Genomic DNA, 18,457 nt, shown 5'->3' on the forward strand with positions numbered 1-18,457 from the left:
CACCCCGAGCAACGCTTCTGCAGCTACGTGCAACCAGGCATTCCGTACGATCGGCAGCGTCGTAGCCGCCAGCGACGAGGAGCAGCCTGTGAACGACATTCGGCTCGCCAGCCCAGCAGTTCGGGTCCGCGCCGTGCTCCTGTGGCTCGTGGTGAACGTGGTGCTGGCGTACCTGCTGCTCTACCCGCTGGGCCTTGGCGAACTCGCTGTGCGCCACTTCCTCGCGGTGGCGCTGGACGGTCCGTGGTCGCCGTTCGTCAACGATCCGGGCGACCTGCAGGCGAGCATCTACGGCTTCGTCCTCTTCGGGTGCCCGCTGCTGGCGCTGGCGGTCGTCATCAACCGGCGCCTCCACCGCTCGACCGGCGGCCCGGCGATTCTGTTCTGGTTGGCCACGGTGGCGCTGCTGGTCGCACCGCTCGCGATCTCCGGCCTCTTCGACCTCACCTTGATGCAGGCGTTCGGCAAAGGCCTGTTCTGGTGAAAACAAGAACGGAGTGAGCGCGAGCTCACTCCGTTCTTCAGGTCAGCGGCCCCCGCCGCCGCAGTTCGGGAACTGCGGGTGCCACGGCGGGCACTGGGGATTCCCGCCGCCCGGTTTGCCCGTGTTCGGTGGCTTGGGCGGTTGCGGGCTGTTCGGTGGCGGAGGCGGCTGCTGGCCCTCGCTGCCGTCGGAGATGTAGATGGTGACCATCGAGCCCTCGGGGGCGCCGTCGCGCTGGCGCGGTGAGGTGTAGGCGACCGTGCCCGCGGTCTCCTTCGACCGGACCTGGCCCGGTGCGACGGTGACCTGGAAGCCGGCGCCCTGCAGGCGGTTGGTCGCGTCCTGGACCGACATGCCGGTGACGAACGGGAGGTCCTTCACGTCACCGCGGATCGTCTTGTCGCTCGGGGCGACGAAGTGGGTTTCGGCCGAGCCCTTCAGGGCGGCGCGCATCGCGACCTCCCAGATCGGGCCGGCCGTTCCCGAACCGCTCGGGTCCGCGATGTCCTTGCCGTTCAGGGTGTGGCCGTACATCAGGTTCGTGTACGGGAGCTTCGCGTCGGCGACCACCGCGGCCGCGGCCAGGGTCGAGGAGTAGCCGGAGTACCAGACCGCCTTGTTCTCCTGGATCGTTCCGGTCTTGCCGGCCAGGTCGCTGCTGCCGAACTTCAGCCGGCTACCGGTACCGCCCGGCTCCATGACCTCGTGCAGCACCCGGTTCACACCGTCGGCGACCGGCTGCTCCAGCGCCTGGTTGCACTCGATGCCCGGCGTCTTGATCGGCTTGCCGGCGGCGCTGGTCACCGAGGTGACGGCCAGCGGCTTGCAGTACTTGCCGCGCGCCGCGAAGGTCGCGTACGCGTTCGACAGCATCAGCGGGCTGACGTTGTCGACGCCCAGCGTCATCGAGATGACCTGCTGCAGCGGCTGCAGGGTCTGCGCGTCCTTCATGCCCAGCTTCGCCGCGATGGTCGCGACCGCGCACAGCCCGGTGCGCTGCGACAGCTGCAGGAAGTAGGTGTTGGTCGAGGCCTTGGCCGCCTCGATCATCGTCAGGTCACCGCTGCGGGTCGAGTTCTTCGGGTGGTAGTCGCGGTCGGAGGTCGTCCCGGTGCAGGTCTTGAACTTGACCCCGCTCAGGTCGATCGGCGACGGCGAGTTGATCCGGTAGTTCAGCGGGATGCCCTGCTGGATCGCGGCGGCGATCGTGAACGCCTTCATCGTCGACCCGTTCTGGAACCCGCCGTAGCCACCGGCGTAGGTCTTCTCGACGTTGTAGTTGTACGACGTGGTGTTGTTCGTGCCGTCGCCGTACGGCTTGCTCTGCGCCATCCCCTTGATCAGCCCGCTGCCGGGCTGGACCATCGTGATCGCCGCGACCGTCGTGTCCGACGGCTTCGACTTCTGCTTCATCGACAGCTCCGCCGCGGCCTGGACCCGCGGGTCCAGCGAGGTCTTCACGGTGATGCCCGCGGTCTTCACGTAGTGCGCGCGGCTCTTCTCGTCCGCGCCGAAGGCCGGGTTCTCGAGCAGCTTGGAGTACGCGTACTCGCAGTAGAAGGGGTACCGCGAAGCCGCGCACCCGTTCGGGATCTTCTGGACCTTCTTCGGGTCGTACACCGGGGTCCGGATCGCGTCCGTGGCCTGCTTGGCCGTGATGACGTTCAGCTCCTGCATCCGGCGCAGCACCACGTCGCGCCGGTCCTTGGCGCGCTTGGCGTTGTTGGTCGGGTCGTAGCCGCTCGGGTTCTTCACCAGGCCGGCCAGCAGCGCGGCCTGGGCCAGCGTCAGCTTGTTCGCGTGCGTGGAGAAGTAGTGCCGCGACGCCGCCTCGACGCCGTACGCGCCGTCGCCGAAGTTGGCCAGGTTCAGGTACTTCTCCAGGATCTCGTCCTTGGAGAACTCCTTCTCGACCGCGACGGCGTACCGCAGCTCGGCGATCTTGCGCTGGTACGTCGACGCCGTCGCCTGCTGGTACTCCTCGGGCGTCTTCGCCTTCGCGATCAGGCTCAGCTTCACGTACTGCTGGGTGATGCTCGAACCACCCTGCTGCACCGAACCCTCGGACTGGTTGCGCAGCATCGCCCGCAGCGTGCCCTTGGCGTCCAGCGCGCCGTGGTCGTAGAACCGGTCGTCCTCGATCGCGACGATCGCCTTGCGCATGATCGGGTTCACCTGGGCCAGCGTGATCGGGACCCGGTTCTGCTCGTACAGGTACGCGATCAGCGACCCGTCGGCGGCGACGATCTTGCTGGTCCGCGCCGGTGGATCGGTCTTCAGCTCCTGCGGCAGGTCCTGGAGGGTCTCGTGGGTCTTCTCCGTGGTGTACCCGGCCAGGCCCGCGAACGGGATCGCCAGGCCGGCCGCGAGCGCACCCGACAGGACGCTCACACCGAGGAACAGGACCACCGACTGGACGACGCCGCGGTCGCCCTTCTCCCTCACGCGCATGGGTCAGAGCCTACGGGATGGCCGAGCCACGCCGTGGCGGAGCGTGTGATCTGCGTCACGGAAAACCGGCGGGTCGCGGCGAAAATCGTCCAAAAGGAGGACGGCCGACCCACCGGGACAGGTGGGTCGGCCGTCAGGGGTTTCCCGCCCCCGGTACGCCGGCCGGCGTACCGGGGTTGTGGATCAGGCGGCGTACTGCCGCGCGTCGACCTGCGCCGGGACCAGCGCCAGGTCCAGGACCTCGCGGACGTCGCTCACCGGGTGAACGGTCAGCTCCGCCAGCACGGACGCGGGCACGTCCTCCAGGTCCGGCTCGTTGCGCTTCGGGATCAGGATCGTGGTCAGGCCGGCCCGGTGGGCGGCGAGCAGCTTCTGCTTCACGCCACCGATCGGGAGCACCCGGCCGGTCAGCGACACCTCACCGGTCATCGCGACCTCCGAACGGACCGGCCGGCCGGACAGCAGCGACGCCAGCGCGGTCGTCATCGTGACACCCGCCGACGGCCCGTCCTTCGGGACCGCTCCGGCCGGAACGTGGATGTGCGCGTTCCGCTCGGCCAGGTCGCCGACCGGCAGCCCCAGCTCCGCGCCGTGCGAGCGCAGGTAGGACAGCGCGATCTGCGCCGACTCCTTCATCACGTCGCCCAGCTGCCCGGTCAGCGTGACCCCGGTCGGTCCGGTCTCCTTGTCGGCCAGCGAGGCCTCCACGAAGAGCACGTCTCCACCGGCTCCGGTCACGGCCAGCCCGGTCGCCACACCCGGCAGCGCGGTCCGCTCCGCCGACTCCGGCGTGAACTTCGGCGAGCCCAGGTATTTCTTCAGCTCACTGGCATCCACTGTCACCGAACCACCCAGGTCCTCACCGAGCGCCAGCTTCGCCGTCACCTTCCGCAGTACGCGGGAGATGGACCGCTCCAGCTGCCGTACGCCGGCCTCGCGGGTGTACTCGCCGGCCAGCAAGCGCAGCGCCGACTCCTCGACAGTGACCTCGTCGGCCGTCAGACCGGCCCGCTCGAGCTGCCGCGGGAGCAGGTGGTCGCGAGCGATCACGACCTTCTCCTCCTCGGTGTACCCGTCCAGCTGCACCAGCTCCATCCGGTCCAGCAGCGGAGCCGGAATCGAGTCCAGCACGTTCGCCGTGGCCAGGAACACCACGTCGGACAGGTCCAGCTCGACCTCCAGGTAGTGGTCGCGGAACGTGTGGTTCTGCGCCGGGTCCAGGACCTCGAGCAGCGCCGCCGTCGGGTCGCCCCGGTAGTCCGCGCCGACCTTGTCGATCTCGTCCAGCAGCACCACCGGGTTCATCGAACCGGCCTCGGTGATCGCCCGGACGATCCGGCCCGGCAGGGCACCGACGTACGTCCGGCGGTGACCACGGATCTCGGCCTCGTCCCGGACACCACCCAGCGCCACCCGGACGAACTTGCGGCCCATCGCACGGGCCACCGACTCGCCCAGCGAGGTCTTACCCACACCAGGAGGACCGACCAGGGCCAGTACGGCGCCGCTGCGGCGTCCACCGACCACTCCGAGCCCACGGTCCGCGCGGCGACGCCGTACGGCGAGGTACTCGGTGATGCGCTCCTTCACGACGTCCAGGCCGGCGTGGTCGGCGTCCAGGACCGCCCGGGCCTCACGGATGTCGTAGCCGTCCTCGGTCCGCTCGTTCCAGGGCAGCTCGAGCACGGTGTCCAGCCAGGTCCGGATCCAGCCGACCTCGGGGGACTGCTCGGCGGTCCGCTCCAGCTTGTCGACCTCCGCGAGCGCCGCCTTCTTGACGTGCTCCGGCAGGTCGGCCGCCTCGACGCGGGCCCGGTAGTCCTCTTCCTCGGACTCGGCCTTGCCGTCCAGCTCGGCCAGCTCCTTGCGGATCGCGGCCATCTGCTGGCGCAGCAGGAACTCGCGCTGCTGCTTCTCCATGCCCTCCTGGACGTCCTTCTGGATCGTCTCGGAGACCTCGAGCTCGGCCAGGTGGTCGCGGACCCAGCCGATCAGCTTGGTCAGCCGCTCGGTGACGTTCGCGTTCTCCAGCAGCTCCAGCTTCTGCGTGTCGTTCAGGTACGACGCGTAGCCGGCCAGGTCGGCCAGCTCGGCCGGAGCGGTCACCTGCTTCACGGAGTCGATCACCTGGTAGGCGCCGCGGCGTTCGAGCACGCTCGTCACCAGGGTCTTGTACTCGCGGGAGAGCTCCGCCGACCGCTCGTCGGTGATCTCGTTCAGCACCGTGGCGCCGACCCACAGGGCCGCACCCGGACCGGTGGTCCCGGCGCCGATCAGGACCCGGGCGGTACCCCGGATCACGGCCGCCTGGGCGCCGCCCGGCAGCCGGCCGATCTGCTCGATCTCGCCGAGCGTCCCGGCCTTCGCATATTTGCCGTCCAGGCGCGGCACCAGCAGCACCTTGTCCTGTCCGGAAGCCTGCGCCGCGTCGATGGCGGCCCTGGCCTCGGTGTCGGCCAGACGTACGGGCACGACCATTCCCGGCAGGACCACGACGTCGTCCAACGGCAGAACAGGAAGATTCAACGTCTCAGTCACGCTGTCACACCCTCACTTGAAGATTGAGTCTGACAGGCTCAACGGTGGGGGTGACCTGGTCATTCCCGAGGGCTGTGGTGTTCGCCGACGGTGAAAATCAGGCGGTGAGCAGGTCGCCGATCTGGCGTAGACCGGAAAGATCGTGGACGTCGTCCGGGAGAGCCGGGACGTCGACGGTCGCGATCGAGCGGTGACCTCTCCGGAAGCGATCGGCGCGTTTGGTCTCGCCGACGACCTGCTGCATCCGGTCGGCGTGGAGCAGGAGAACCGCGGCGGTGAGGTCGGACTTCTCGGCCTCGGTCAGCTTCTCGGCGGCGGCCAGGGCTCGTTCCGCGGAGAGGTCGGGGGCGTGAGTGGTGGTCACGCGGTTCAGTACGACGCCCGCGAGCGGCATCCGCTCCTCGCGGAGGCGGTCGGTGAAGTACGACGCCTCGCGGAGCGCGTCGTTCTGGGGCGCGGCGACGACCAGGAACGCGGTGTGCGGTTCCCGGAGCAGCGCCACGGTCTTCTCGGCGCGCTCGCGGAACCCGCCGAAGAGCGTGTCGAACGCGGCCGCGAAGGTCTGTACGTCGGTCAGCACCTGTGCGCCGAGCACCTTGTTCATCACCGACATCGCCAGGTTCACGCCGGCCGACATCAGCCGCAGCGGACCGCGGGCCGGCGCGAGCAGCAGCCGCAGGAAGCGGCCCTCCAGCAACGACGCCAGCCGCTCGGGCGCATCCAGGAAGTCCAGAGCGGAGCGCGACGGCGGGGTGTCGACGACGATCAGGTCCCACTCGCCGGTCCGCTCGGCCTGCTTGTGCAGCTGGCCGAGCTTCTCCATCGCCATGTACTCCTGCGTCCCCGCGAACGACGACGACAGCGCGACGTAGAACGGGTTGGCCAGGATCTGCTCGGCCTTCTCCGGGGTCGCGTGCGCGAGCACCACCTCGTCGAAGGTGCGCTTCATGTCCAGCATCATCGCGTCCAGGCTGCCGCCGTTCGCCCCGTCGACGTCCTGGACCGCGCGCGGGGTGTTGTCCAGCTCGGTCAGCCCGAGCGACTGCGCCAGCCTGCGCGCCGGGTCGATCGTGAGTACGACGACCTTCCGCCCTCGCTCAGCAGCCCGTAGCCCGAGAGCGGCCGCGGTGGTGGTCTTCCCGACCCCACCCGCGCCGCAGGTGACGACGATCCGCGTCTTCGGGTCGTCGATCAGAGCGTCCAGATCCAGGGCGGTCACGAACGCAACTCCTCAGCCAGATCGAACAGTGCGCCGTGGTCGATCCCGTCCGGCACCAGGCCGATCTCCGTCACTTGCTTGCCCAGGGCATCGATCCGGTCGCGGTTCTCCCGCTCCAGCCCGATCCGTACGGCGTGGTCGCGCGCCTCCGCCGCCAGCGTCGCCACCATCTGCTTGCTCGCCGAGATCCCGGCCGCGCGCAGCCCGCGGGTCAGCTCCGCCGCGGGCAGCTTCTCCTTCACCGCCAGCGCGAGCGCCTCGTCGTCGAGCGGGCTGTGCCGGACCATGTTCACCACGATCGAGCCGATCCGCAGGTCCAGCGCCTCCAGCTGCTCGACCGCGTCCAGGGTCTCCTGGACCGGCATCTCCTCCAGCAGCGTGACCAGGTGGATCCGGGTCACGTCGGAGCGCAGCATGCCCATGATCGCGTCCGCCTGGTTGCGGATCGGGCCGACCTTGGCCAGCCCGGCGACCTCGTGGTTGACGTTCAGGAACGGGCCGATCCGCCCGGTCGGCGGCGCGTCCAGCACCACCGCGTCGTACGCGAGCCGGCCGTGCGCCTTGCGCCGGGTCGCCTCGTAGACCTTGCCGGTCAGCAGCACGTCGCGCAGCCCGGGCGCGATGGTGGTGACGAAGTCGACCGCGCCGACCTTGTCGAGCGCCTTCCCGGCCCGGCCGAGGTGGTAGTACATGTCCAGGTACTCCAGCAGCGCCGCCTCGGCGTCCACGGCGAGCGCGTAGACCTCTCCGCCGGCGGGCCCGACGGCGATCCGGCGTTCGACGTACGGGAGTGGCGGGACGTCGAACAGCTGGGCCAGGCCTTGGCGCCCCTCGACCTCGACCAGCAGCACCCGCTTGCCCTCGTCGGCCAGCGCCAGCGCCATGGCGGCGGCCACCGTCGTCTTCCCCGTGCCACCTTTCCCGGTGACCACATGCAGCCTCGCCATGTCCCCCAGCGTAGGACGTGGCCCACAGCACAGTCCGGAGGGCGCCCGTTAGAGTCCACTCCATGAAGAAGTTCGAGTACTTCACCGCGCCGTTGCTGGTCCACTCGACCAAGGAGATCCTGGACAACTTCGGCCAGGACGGCTGGGAGCTGGTCCAGGTCGTCCCGGGGCTGAACCCGGAGAACCTGGTCGCCTACTTCAAGCGGGAGATCACCGAGTCATGAGCCACCCCGAGGAGAAGCTGGCCGAGCTCGGCCTGAAGCTGCCCGACGTCGCCAAGCCGGTCGCCGCCTACGTCCCGGCGGTCCGGACCGGCAATCTGGTCTACACCTCCGGCCAGCTGCCGCTGCGCGAGGGCGCGCTGTTCGCCACCGGCAAGGTCGGTGGCGAGGTCACCCCCGAGGTGGCCGCCGAGTGCGCCCAGCAGTGCGCGCTGAACGCGCTGGCCGCGGTCAAGGCCGAGATCGGCGACCTGGCGAACGTCAAGCGGATCGTCAAGGCGGTCGCGTTCATCGCCTCCACGCCGGACTTCACCGGCCAGCCGCAGGTCGCGAACGGCGCCTCCGAGTTGTTCGGCCAGGTCTTCGAGGAGGCCGGCCAGCACGCCCGCAGCGCGGTCGGTGTCCCGGTCCTGCCGCTGGACGCCCCGGTCGAGGTCGAGCTGATCGTCGAGGTCGTCTGACCTGTACGCCGGTGAGCCGGCCTCGCCCGCCTCACCGGCCGGCGGCGCCGGCTCGGTCCGTGGGCGGCGTCCCCACCCCGCACAGGAGGTTCAAGTAGTGCGTGACCTGAGGTCTGAGCTCCTGTCCGGGCGGATGGCGGAGGTGGCTCTCGCGCACGTGCGCGAGGGCCGCACACCCGCCGAGCCTCGCCCCGCGTCCACCGTCATTCTGCTGCGGGACACCGCCGCCGGACCCGAGGTCTACCTGCTCCGGCGGCAGCAGTCGATGGCGTTCGCCGCGGGCATGACCGTCTTCCCCGGCGGCCGCGTCGACGCGACCGACGCGAGCATCGCCGACTCCTGGGAAGGTCCGTCCCCGCAGTGGTTCGGCGAGCGGCTCGGCTGCTCGGCCGAGACGGCAGCGGCGTACGTCGCGGCCGCTGTCCGCGAGACCTTCGAGGAGTCCGGCGTCCTGCTCGCCGGCCCTTCCACCGAGACCGTCGTCAGCGACACCACCGGCGCCGACTGGGAGGCCGACCGGGTCGCCCTCGAGGACCGCTCGCTCGGATTCGCCGACTTCCTGCACCGCCGCGGGCTCGTCCTGCGGGCCGACCTGCTCGCGCCCTGGGCGCACTGGATCACCCCCGAGTTCGAGCCGCGCCGCTACGACACCCGCTTCTTCGTCGCCGCGCTGCCGCCCGGCCAGGTCACCCGCGACGTGACCAGCGAGTCCGACCAGGTCGCCTGGATGCCTCCGGCCGCGGCGATCGAGGCCGTCGACGCGGGCGAGATGCTGATGCTGCCGCCGACGTACCTGTGCTGTCGCGACATCACGCCGTACGCCGACGTCGCCGCCGTCCTGGCCTCCGCCGCCGACCGCACGATCGTCCCGGTGCAACCGACCGTCCGCGTCGAGAACGACAAGGCCTACCTGGAGACCGAATGACCGCCGAGCAGATCACCCCGTACGCCGCCCGCGTGCTCGCCGCGAACCCGGGCCTGATGACGCTGGACGGCACCAACACCTGGATCCTGCGCGCCCCCGGCTCCGACCGCGCGGTCGTCGTCGACCCCGGCCCACTGCTCGAGGACCACCTGCACGCCGTACTGGCGGCCGTGGAGAGCGCCGGTGCCACCGTCCAGACCGTGCTGCTGACGCACAACCACCTCGACCACTCCGAGGGCGCGGCGTACTTCGCGAACCTGGCGAACTGCCCGGTCCGCGCCGTCGACCCGGCGTACCGGGTCCCGACCGACCATGCGCACGGGCTGGCCGAGGGGGACGTGATCGGCGCGGGCGAGCTGCGGATCGAGGTGCTGCCGACGCCCGGGCACACGCTCGACTCGGTCTGCTTCTGGCTGCCGCAGGACGGCTCGCTGCTCACCGGTGACACGGTTCTCGGCCGCGGTACGTCGGTGGTCGCGCACCCGGACGGTGCCCTGGGCCCCTACCTGGAGTCGCTGGAGAGCCTGCGCGCGTTCGCCAACTCCGCGGCCGGGGTCGACCGGTTGCTGCCCGGCCACGGCCCGGTGATCGAGGACCCGACGGCGGTGCTCAGCTTCTACCTGGACCACCGTCGCGAACGCCTCGACCAGGTCCGCGCCGCGGTCGCCGCCGGTCACACCACGCCCGAGGCCGTCGTGGAGACCGTGTACGCCGACGTCGACAAGTCGCTCTGGCCGGCCGCCGAGCGCTCGGTCCGGGCCCAGTTGGTGTACCTCGGTGTAGACGACTGACCAGGGCAACGAATACTGTATACACCTCACGACGTGGAGGTGTGTCCGATGACGGATGCGGTCGTCCGGCTCGACGCCGGGGACGCCGTGCTCGCGGCGAAGCGCCGACTGGGTCTGACCTGGGCGGAGATCGCCCGTGAGGTCGGCAAGGGCAAGGTCTGGGTGACGGCCGCGCTGCTCGGTCAGCACCCGATCGGCCGTGAGCTGGCCGAGCAGTTCGGGAAGCTGCTGGAGCTGGACACCGAGGTGGTCGAGGCGCTGCAGCTGCCGGCGGTGCGCGGCGCGCACGTCGTCGACACCAGCGAGCCGGCCGTCTACCGGCTGCAGGAGATCGTCCAGGTCTACGGCAGCGCGGTGAACGAGCTGATCCGCGAGGAGTTCGGCGACGGGATCATGAGCGCGATCGACTTCGAGGTCGAGCTCGAGCGGGTCGCCGACCCGAAGGGCGACCGGGTGGTCATCACGCTGAACGGCAAGTACCTGCAGTACCGCGAGTTCTGACCGTCGCGGGGCCGCTCGTCGCGGGCGGCCCCGGTACGGCGTACCGGTCGCGGCAGGTCAGCGGGCGCGGCGCTGCAGGCGCTCGACGTCCAGCAGGACGACCGAGCGCGGCTCCAGCCGGACCCAGCCCCGGGAGGCGAAGTCGGCCAGGGCCTTGTTGACGGTCTCGCGGGAGGCGCCGACCAGCTGGGCGAGCTCCTCCTGGGTCAGGTCGTGGTGCACGTGGACGCCGTCGTCCGCGGTCCGGCCGAAGCGGCTGGCCAGGTCGAGCAGTGCCTTGGCGACCCGGCCCGGGACGTCGGAGAAGACCAGGTCGGCGACCACGTCGGAGACCTTGCGCAGGCGGGACGCGAGCTGCAGCAGCAGGCCGCGGGCCACCTCGGGGCGACCGGCCAGCCAGCGCAGCAGCTCGTCGTGGGTCAGCGACATCATCGACGCGTCGGTGACCGCGGTGACGGTCGCCGAGCGCGGTCCGGGGTCGAACAGGGACAGCTCGCCGAACATCTGGCCCGGGCCGAGCACGGCGATCAGGTTCTCGCGGCCGTCCGCGGAGGTCCGGCCGAGCTTCACCTTGCCCTCGACCACGACGAACAGCCGGTCGCCGGAGTCGCCTTCGTGGAACAGCACCTGGCCGCGACGCAGCCGGTTCTCGGTCATCGACGCGGCCAGCGCGTCGGCTGCCTCGTCGTCCAGCTGACTGAACAGCGGTGCCTGTCGGAGCACTGCGGCGTCCACGTTTGGGCCTCCTCGGACCTCAACTGCAAGCTTCGAGAGGGGCCTTGAGCCCCCTCGGCGCCGGTCAGAAAGCACCCGGCCGCCTCAAAACCGTACTTCCTCCGGTCACGGAACCGCCACGTAGGTCGCCCGGGACGCGCCGGGAACCCCGTCCGGCGGCCGCCGGCCCGAGGCAGGATGAGGGGTGCTCGGATGGGTGAGGGGATGGCGTGCGCGGCGGCGGAAGCAGCCGCTGAGTGAGCGCGCGTCTCTGACGAGACAGGCTCGGGAGCTGGCCCGGCAGGGGGACGTGGACGGCGCGGTGGCGCTGCTGACAAGCAGTCCGCTGGGGAGCGAGAAGGCCGTCGTACTGCTGCTCCGCGAGGCCGGGCGGCTGGACGACGCGATCGCGATCCTGCGGGCGAGCTCCGACCCGGACGCGCCTGGGCAGCTGCGGCAGTTCGTCGGGGAGCGCGGCGGTGAGCTCGCCGGGCTGATCCGCGTGTACGGCGTCGACGGGATGCCCGCCGGCGGGCTGGGCGGGATCGACGACCTCCTCCACCGCGGCGAGCTGGACGAGGCGATCAGGTGGTTGCGGGGCAGTTCGTACCCCGCCGACGAGCAGCGCCTGCGCAACCTGCTCAGCGAGCTGGGCCGGACCGACGAGCTGCGCCTGCTGGCCGCGGACTCGATCCGGGGCGCGACGCGCCGGGTGAACAGCGAGCCGGTCGCCACGCACGGGCTGCTCGCCAGGAAGGTCGAGGACGCCGTACGGGCGTTGCTGCCCGCGCCGGTCGGTGATGCGGAGCTGGCGACGACCGCGCGGCTCGGCGACGAGGGCGCGACCTATTACGCCGACGTACTGGTCAGCGTGCCGGAGCTCGGGCACGTGCGGATCGCGGTGGCCTGCTGGATCGTCAACACGGACGCGGCGCGCTACTTCGGTGACAACCCGCCGATCGAGGCGGAGGCGCTCCTGGCGCCCGCCGGTACGGCGGTGAGCGATCCCGAGGTGACGGCCGGCGTACTGGACGAGCTGGCGATCCGGCTGAACGCGATCGACCCGCCGGTGCCGCACCCGGGCGGGCAGCACCAGAGCATCACCGTGCCGCTACGCACCGCGCCGCTGACCGCCGTACCGGACCAGCCCGGTAGTGGATGACAGGTGGAGTGCCGCACGTAGTCTGGCCTCCATGACCCAGCGCGTCGCGGACCCCAATCCGCACCCGGTGCCGGCCCCGGTGCTGCACCCGCCCGTGAAGCTGCCGCGGAAGGCCCCGGTGTACGCCGAGGAGACGCCGACGCAGCTGGTCCGGCGGGCCCGCAAGATGCACAAGGTGCTCACCGACACCTACCCCGACGCGCACTGCGAGCTCGACTTCACGACGCCGCTGGAGCTGCTCGTCGCCACCATCCTGTCGGCGCAGACCACCGACGTCACGGTGAACAAGGTGACGCCGACGCTGTTCTCCCGCTACCCGACTGCGCAGGCGTACGCCGAGGCGGACCGGGAGGAGATGGAGACGATCCTCAAGCCGACCGGCTTCTTCCGGGCCAAGACGAACAGCCTGCTGAAGCTCGGCCAGGCGCTCGTGGACGACTACGACGGCGTCGTGCCCGGCAAGCTGGAGGAGCTGGTCAAGCTCCCCGGCACCGGCCGCAAGACCGCGAACGTCGTCCTGGGCAACGCGTTCGGCGTCCCCGGGATCACCGTCGACACGCACTTCGGGCGCCTGGTCCGCCGCTTCGGCTGGACCACGGAGGAGGACCCGGTCAAGGTCGAGCACCTGATCGGCGCGCTGTTCCCGAAGAAGGACTGGACGATGCTGTCGCACCGCCTGATCTTCCACGGCCGCCGCCGCTGCCACGCCAAGAAGCCCGCGTGCGGCGCGTGCCCGATCGCCCAGTGGTGCCCGTCGTACGGCACCGGCCCGACCGACCCGGAGCTCGCCGGAAAACTCGTCAAGGTCCCGGCGTGAGCAGTACGGGCTCGCGGCTTCGCCGCCTCGCCCCCGAGAGTGGGGGGCGGCGGGCTCGGCCCCCAGGCTCGCGGCTTCGCCGCATCGTGCCGGTGCCGGCTGTCGCCGCATCGCTGTTCCTCGCCGCCTGCGGCGCTGAGGCGATCAGCAGCGCGCCGAGTCCGGAGGCGGCCGAGCAGGCGCTGGCTTGTGAGGCCGCGCCGTCGAAGCCTCCGGTCAGCAACGGACTGCCAGACGTGAGCCTGCCCTGCCTCGGGGACGGGCCCGACATCCGGCTCGCCGACCTGCGCGGGCCCCTGGTGGTGAACGTCTGGGCGCAGTGGTGCGGCCCGTGCCGCGAGGAGGCGCCGTACCTCGCCGAGCTGCAGAGGAAGGCCGGCGGCAAGGTCAAGTTGCTGGGGATCGACTACGCCGATCCGCGCAGCGAGCTCGCGGTGCAGTTCGCGCGCGAGCACGGGCTGGCCTACCCGCACCTGGTCGACGCCGAGAAGGCCGTCCAGCAGCCGCTCAAGGTCGGTGGCCCGCCGCTGACCGCGTTCGTCGACGAGGACGGCAAGGTCGTCTACGTGCACCGCGGCGTGCTCAAGTCCCAGCAGGAGCTCGACCAGCTGGTGCAGGACAAACTGGGAGTCACGCTGTGACCGCGACGACGTTCGACACCGAGATCCCGGCCTGGCTGCACCCGTTGCTGACGGCCTCGAAAACCGTTGACCCGAATGAGCTCTCGCGCTTCCTGCCGCCCGACGACCCGGCCGTCCGGGAGTCCGCCGTCCTGATTCTGCTTGCTGACGGCAACGATGCCGACGGCCCCGACGTACTGCTCACCGAGCGCTCCTGGACGCTGCGCTCGCACGCCGGCCAGATGGCGTTCCCCGGTGGCCGCAGCGACGAGGAGGACGGCACCGGCACCGACGGGCTGATCCGGACCGCGCTGCGCGAGGCCGAGGAGGAGACCGGGCTCGACCCGACCGGGGTCGAGGTGTTCGCGATCTGGCCCGCACTCTGGGTCCCGGTCAGCAACTTCGGTGTCTCACCCGTGCTCGCCTGGTGGCGCGAACCCTCGCCGGTCGCGGTCGTCGACCCGGCCGAGGTCGCCTCCGTGCACCGCGTCGCGCTGTCCGCGCTGGCCGACCCGGCGAACCGGATCAGCTGCATCCACCCGTCCGGTTTCACCGGCCCGGCGTTCGTGATCGGCGACCTGTTCATCTGGGGCTTCACCGCCGGTCTGCTCGACAAATTGCTGCTGCTCGGCGGCTGGGCGCGCGACTGGGACCCGGCTCACGTCGTACCGTTGCCCGACCGGCTGGTCGAGGCGGCCTGGCGGAGTGAGGGGCAGCGGTCGCAGGAGGAGCGGCGGCTGACTGCCATCGAGCACGACCTTGGGCGTCCGGAGGGTGACGAGTGAGCGTTCTCGATTGGGTGCTGGTCGCGGTCACCGTGCTGGTGGCCGTCTCCGGGTACGTCGAGGGCTTCATCCTCGGCGCCTGCGCGACGCTCGGCCTGCTGGCCGGCGCCGCCGTCGGCGTGTACGGCGTACCGAAGGTGCTGGACAACTTCTCACCGAGCGTCGAGGTGTCGTTCGCGGCGCTGGTGCTGGTGATCCTGCTGGCCTCGGTCGGCCGGACGATCGGCGCGCTGCTCGGCTCCCGGCTGAGAAACAAGATCTCCTGGAAACCGGTCAAGGCCGTCGACGCGCTCGGGGGCGCGGTGCTGGCTGCCGCCTCGGTGCTGGTTGTCTCCTGGGTGCTCGGCGTCGCGGTGAGCGGCGCGCGGATCCCGGACGTGACGTCGGCGGTGCGCGGTTCGCAGGTGCTGGCCAAGGTCGACGAGGTGCTGCCGAACCGGGCCGACCAGGCGCTGCAGGCCTTCAACGACGTGGTGAACACCGATCTGTTCCCGCGCTTCCTGGACCCGTTCGTCCCGGAGCGGATCCGCGAGACCCAGCCGCCGGACGGCGGCATCGGGCGGACCGCGGCGGTCAAGGCGGCGTACAGCCGGATCGCGAAGGTGACCGGCGTCGCGAACTGCTCCCGCGGGCTCGAGGGCTCGGGCTTCGTCTACGCACCGCAGCGGGTGATGACCAACGCGCACGTGGTGGCCGGCGTCGAGAACCCGAAGGTCGAGGTCGACAAGCGCTCGTACGACGCGACGGTGGTGCTGTTCGACCCGGAGGTCGACGTCGCGGTGCTGTACGTGCCGAAGCTCAACGCGCAGCCCCTGGTCTTCGACGACAGCGGCAAGGCCGATGCCGCGTCGGTCGTGCTGGGCTACCCGGAGAACGGCCCGTTCAACTCCGAGCCGGCCCGGATCCGCTCGGAGGAGCGGCTGCGCGGCCCGGACATCTACGGCGACCGGACGGTGACCCGCAAGGCGTTCTCGATCTGGGCGTCGGTGCGACCGGGCAACTCCGGTGGTCCGCTGATCTCCACCCGGGGGACCGTGTACGGCGTGGTCTTCGCCGCGTCGGTCGAGGACAACCGCACGGGCTACGTGCTGACTGCGGCCCAGGTCGCCGACGACGCGGAACAGGGCGAGCGAGCCACGAAGCCGGTCTCCACCCGTACCTGCACTTAAATTCTCTCTCTGAAAATGCAGCAGATCCGCTGGTCCGCTGCGTTGGGAGAGTGTGACGGTGACCAGCGAGGTGTCTTCAGGTTTCGACGAGGTCGCTCGGTCGAGCCAGCGGCGCCTGCAGCGAACCGCCTACATGCTGACCGCTGACGCCCACACCGCCGAGGACCTCGTCCAGTCCGTCCTCACTCGCGCCCACCGCCGCTGGAAACGGATCGGTGGGCTCGAGCACCCCAAGGCCTACCTGCGCACGATGGTGGTGAACGAGTTCCTCAGCTGGCGCCGCCGCCTGAAGAACCGCGAGCTCCCCCTCGCCGACCTCGCCGATACCCCGTCCACCGAGGACCTGAGCACCCGCCAGGTCGAACGCGACGCCGCCTGGCGCCTGCTCGCGACCCTGCCCCGCCGGCAACGCGCCGTACTGGTCCTGCGGTACTACGAAGACCTGCCGGACGACGAGATCGCCACCGTGCTGGGTTGCACGGCGAGCACCGTCCGGTCCAACGCGGCCCGGGCCCTGGCAGCCCTGCGCGCCGACCTAGGAGCCACGCGATGACCAAGTCCGACCAAGAGCTCGGCGACCTGCTCCGGGAAACCTTTACGGACAAGGAGTTCCAAGCCGATCGGTTGCTAGCAGCAAACAAATCGCCCGGTTCGCCCGCCGCCCGGGTCTCGACCGGCCGGGCGGTGTCCGGCCGCCGGCGCTTCGTCCCGGTCTTGGCCGGCGCGGCCGCGGTGGTTCTTGTGGTTGCCGCCGCAGTCATCATTCGCGAGAACGTCCCGCACTCCACCGACCTCCAGGCGCCGGCGGCCACGCCGAGCGCCCCCGGGGTTTCCGTCGGTGACCCGCTGGGGCTCGCTCTGACCGACGACGAGCGGATCTGGGCCGCCGCGATCAAGGGCATCATCGACCGCGAGCCAGGCGCCGCGACGTACTACGTCCTCGACGCACCCCAGCAGAACGGCGCCTCACAGCGCGGTAAGCCGTTCACCAACGCCGAGAAGTCCACGATCGCCAACCAGTTGGCGCCGATCAAGCTGGAGTGGATCACCAAGCGCCCGCCGCTGCCCGATCCCTGCGCTCCGGACGCCGGCGGCCCGTACGTGACGGTCGGGAAGATCGTGCACCAGGCCGGTCATGTCGAGGTCGACGCGAGCATCTGGCGCGGCTGCCTCGCCGCTCGCTGGCTCACCTTCCGCCTCGACGAGAAGGCCGGCGAGTGGAAGGTCACCGGGACCGTCGGCCCCGAAGCCGTCTCCTAGACCGTCCCCAGCCAGTCCAGCAGCACCTCGGTGAACTGATCGGGCGCTTCCTCGTGCGGGAAGTGCCCGACGGTCGTCAGCACCTCCTGCCGCATCGGCGCGGTGATCAGCTCCGGCGGCGTGATCCAGCTCGCCGGCGCCACGGCGCCGTCCTGCCCGCCGTGCACCTGCAGCACCGGTACGTCGACAGGCTCGCGCATCCGCGCGGAGTACCGGCGCCCATCAGTCCGCAGCCGAGACCGCACGAACCACCGGTGGTACTCCAGCGCGCAATGCGGCGCCGGCCAGACCTGCAGGGCCGCCCGGTACCGCCGCGATGCCTCCGCGTCCGGGAAGTCACCACCCGGCGCAGCCCACGCCCGCAGTAGTTGCTCGATGTGGATCCCGTCGTGCGCCAGCAGCCGCCGCTCGGGCAGGATCGGCAGCTGGAACCATCCGACCTGCGCAGCCGCCCGCGGCCGGCCCGAACGCAGCAGCATCAGCGGGTGCGGAGCCGACACAGCCGCCAGCGCCCGCACCTGTCGCGATGCCAGCACAGCGGCCGACCAAGCGACGAACCCGCCCCAACCGTGCCCGACCACGACCGCCTCCGACGCACCCAGCGAGCGGATCACGCCGGACACGTCGGCCGCCACCGTGAACGGGTCGTACCCACGCGGTGTCTTGTCGCTCGCGCCGTACCCGCGCAGATCCATCGCGACCGCCCGATACCCGGCGGCGGCGACGGCCGGCAGCTGGTGCCGCCAGGCCCACCAGAACTCGGGGAAGCCGTGCAGGAAGAGCACCAGGGGATCGTCCGCCGTACCGCACTCGGCGACGTGGAAGCGGGCGCCGTTGGCCGCAACGAGCGCGTGCGACCAGGGCCCGTCGACGAGCAGGTCGGAGACTCCGGCGGGGCTCAGTCGCCCTTCCCGACCGCCTTGAGCGCCTCGACCGACTCCTTCGAGGTCTCGATCGCGCGCTGCGGGCCCTTGGCCTGGCCGAGCTGCTTCTTGCCGATCAGCACCAGGACGGCGGCGATCAGCAGGTAGACCACCGCGACGATCAGGAACGCCAGCGCCGGGTGCAGCCCGAGCGCGCTGACCCCGTACGCCGCGGCGACGGAGAGCAGGATGATCGCGAGCAGCCCGAGGAACGCGGCGCCGCCGAACAGGCCCGCTCCGGTCCCGGCCTTGACCGCGGTCTTCTTCAGCTCGGCCTTGCCCAGCTCGATCTCGCTGCGCACCAGGCTGGACAGGTCCCGGCTGGCGTTCGCGACGAGCTGCCCGACCGTCGGCTCGTCCTCTTGCCCCATCGACATGGCGCTCCTTCCGTCCCACCCCGACCCTACCGCCGCGTACTCCGAACCGCCGGTACCCAATCGCCGAGGCCTGACCCGGGAGCCGGCGAATC

Annotated in this window: 20 protein-coding genes; 13 read left to right on the forward strand and 7 right to left on the reverse strand. The window is 70.8% G+C overall.

Annotated elements, in window-relative coordinates:
• Positions 1–88: 88 nt before the first annotated feature.
• The gene (locus tag AB0M01_RS30910) at positions 89–484 is read left to right on the forward strand and encodes a hypothetical protein (protein WP_363675729.1); all 396 of its coding nucleotides are present in this window, start codon (positions 89–91) and stop codon (positions 482–484) included.
• Positions 485–526: 42 nt separating this feature from the next.
• Here AB0M01_RS30910 and AB0M01_RS30915 read toward each other — a convergent pair whose 3' ends face one another.
• From AB0M01_RS30915 to AB0M01_RS30930, 4 genes are all read right to left on the reverse strand, one after another.
• Positions 527–2,935, reverse strand: a complete 2,409-nt coding sequence (locus AB0M01_RS30915) for a transglycosylase domain-containing protein (protein WP_363675731.1) — start codon at positions 2,933–2,935, stop codon at positions 527–529.
• A 183-nt stretch (positions 2,936–3,118) separates the two neighbouring features.
• Positions 3,119–5,473: an endopeptidase La gene (gene lon, locus AB0M01_RS30920; RefSeq protein WP_363675733.1), complete on the reverse strand. Its 2,355-nt coding sequence runs from the start codon at positions 5,471–5,473 to the stop codon at positions 3,119–3,121.
• Between the two features lie 97 nt (positions 5,474–5,570).
• Positions 5,571–6,692 (reverse strand): ArsA family ATPase, encoded by a 1,122-nt coding sequence (locus AB0M01_RS30925; RefSeq protein WP_363675735.1) that lies wholly within the window; start codon positions 6,690–6,692, stop codon positions 5,571–5,573.
• Positions 6,689–7,639, reverse strand: a complete 951-nt coding sequence (locus tag AB0M01_RS30930; RefSeq protein ID WP_363675737.1) for an ArsA-related P-loop ATPase — start codon at positions 7,637–7,639, stop codon at positions 6,689–6,691. The genes AB0M01_RS30925 and AB0M01_RS30930 overlap by 4 nt, the downstream gene beginning before the upstream one ends.
• 62 nt (positions 7,640–7,701) lie before the next feature.
• Here AB0M01_RS30930 and AB0M01_RS30935 point away from each other — a divergent pair, with 62 nt between their 5' ends.
• From AB0M01_RS30935 to cynS, 5 genes are all read left to right on the forward strand, one after another.
• Entirely contained in the window at positions 7,702–7,863 is a 162-nt protein-coding gene (locus AB0M01_RS30935; protein ID WP_012918129.1) for a hypothetical protein, read from the forward strand.
• Positions 7,860–8,321 (forward strand): RidA family protein, encoded by a 462-nt coding sequence (locus AB0M01_RS30940; protein ID WP_363675739.1) that lies wholly within the window; start codon positions 7,860–7,862, stop codon positions 8,319–8,321. Before AB0M01_RS30935 ends, AB0M01_RS30940 begins: the two co-directional genes overlap by 4 nt.
• Positions 8,322–8,418: 97 nt before the next feature.
• The gene (locus AB0M01_RS30945; protein ID WP_363675741.1) at positions 8,419–9,246 is read left to right on the forward strand and encodes an NUDIX hydrolase; all 828 of its coding nucleotides are present in this window, start codon (positions 8,419–8,421) and stop codon (positions 9,244–9,246) included.
• On the forward strand, positions 9,243–10,037 hold the full coding sequence (locus tag AB0M01_RS30950; RefSeq protein ID WP_363675743.1) for an MBL fold metallo-hydrolase: 795 nt from the start codon (positions 9,243–9,245) through the stop codon (positions 10,035–10,037). The genes AB0M01_RS30945 and AB0M01_RS30950 overlap by 4 nt, the downstream gene beginning before the upstream one ends.
• 48 nt (positions 10,038–10,085) lie before the next feature.
• The gene (cynS, locus tag AB0M01_RS30955; RefSeq protein WP_363675745.1) at positions 10,086–10,538 is read left to right on the forward strand and encodes a cyanase; all 453 of its coding nucleotides are present in this window, start codon (positions 10,086–10,088) and stop codon (positions 10,536–10,538) included.
• 57 nt (positions 10,539–10,595) lie between these two features.
• Here the strand turns inward: cynS and AB0M01_RS30960 are convergent, their stop codons facing one another.
• A complete protein-coding gene (locus AB0M01_RS30960; RefSeq protein WP_012918134.1) occupies positions 10,596–11,273 on the reverse strand; it encodes a Crp/Fnr family transcriptional regulator in 678 nt (225 codons plus the stop codon).
• A gap of 196 nt (positions 11,274–11,469) precedes the next feature.
• Here AB0M01_RS30960 and AB0M01_RS30965 point away from each other — a divergent pair, with 196 nt between their 5' ends.
• From AB0M01_RS30965 to AB0M01_RS30995, 7 genes are all read left to right on the forward strand, one after another.
• A complete protein-coding gene (locus AB0M01_RS30965) occupies positions 11,470–12,414 on the forward strand; it encodes a hypothetical protein (protein WP_363675747.1) in 945 nt (314 codons plus the stop codon).
• A 31-nt stretch (positions 12,415–12,445) separates the two neighbouring features.
• The gene (gene nth / locus AB0M01_RS30970) at positions 12,446–13,231 is read left to right on the forward strand and encodes an endonuclease III (RefSeq protein ID WP_363675749.1); all 786 of its coding nucleotides are present in this window, start codon (positions 12,446–12,448) and stop codon (positions 13,229–13,231) included.
• A 92-nt stretch (positions 13,232–13,323) separates the two neighbouring features.
• Positions 13,324–13,872, forward strand: coding sequence for a TlpA disulfide reductase family protein (locus AB0M01_RS30975; RefSeq protein WP_363675751.1), 549 nt, complete (start codon positions 13,324–13,326; stop codon positions 13,870–13,872).
• A complete protein-coding gene (locus AB0M01_RS30980; protein WP_363675753.1) occupies positions 13,869–14,636 on the forward strand; it encodes a CoA pyrophosphatase in 768 nt (255 codons plus the stop codon). Before AB0M01_RS30975 ends, AB0M01_RS30980 begins: the two co-directional genes overlap by 4 nt.
• Positions 14,633–15,805 carry a MarP family serine protease gene (locus AB0M01_RS30985; RefSeq protein ID WP_363675755.1) on the forward strand — a complete coding sequence of 391 codons (1,173 nt, stop codon included), beginning with the start codon at positions 14,633–14,635 and terminating at the stop codon, positions 15,803–15,805. The genes AB0M01_RS30980 and AB0M01_RS30985 overlap by 4 nt, the downstream gene beginning before the upstream one ends.
• 58 nt (positions 15,806–15,863) lie before the next feature.
• Positions 15,864–16,358: a SigE family RNA polymerase sigma factor gene (locus AB0M01_RS30990; RefSeq protein WP_363675757.1), complete on the forward strand. Its 495-nt coding sequence runs from the start codon at positions 15,864–15,866 to the stop codon at positions 16,356–16,358.
• Positions 16,355–17,065 carry a hypothetical protein gene (locus AB0M01_RS30995; protein ID WP_363675759.1) on the forward strand — a complete coding sequence of 237 codons (711 nt, stop codon included), beginning with the start codon at positions 16,355–16,357 and terminating at the stop codon, positions 17,063–17,065. Before AB0M01_RS30990 ends, AB0M01_RS30995 begins: the two co-directional genes overlap by 4 nt.
• On the opposite strand, the gene AB0M01_RS31000 is transcribed toward AB0M01_RS30995, so the two are convergent.
• On the reverse strand, positions 17,062–17,850 hold the full coding sequence (locus tag AB0M01_RS31000) for an alpha/beta hydrolase (protein WP_363675761.1): 789 nt from the start codon (positions 17,848–17,850) through the stop codon (positions 17,062–17,064). The two genes, AB0M01_RS30995 and AB0M01_RS31000, sit on opposite strands and share 4 nt — an antisense overlap.
• Before the next feature lie 113 nt (positions 17,851–17,963).
• Positions 17,964–18,365, reverse strand: a complete 402-nt coding sequence (locus AB0M01_RS31005; RefSeq protein WP_363675763.1) for a phage holin family protein — start codon at positions 18,363–18,365, stop codon at positions 17,964–17,966.
• Between the last annotated feature and the right edge of the window lie 92 nt (positions 18,366–18,457).

This window comes from Kribbella sp. NPDC051770, assembly GCF_040681455.1.
Classification (GTDB): domain Bacteria; phylum Actinomycetota; class Actinomycetes; order Propionibacteriales; family Kribbellaceae; genus Kribbella.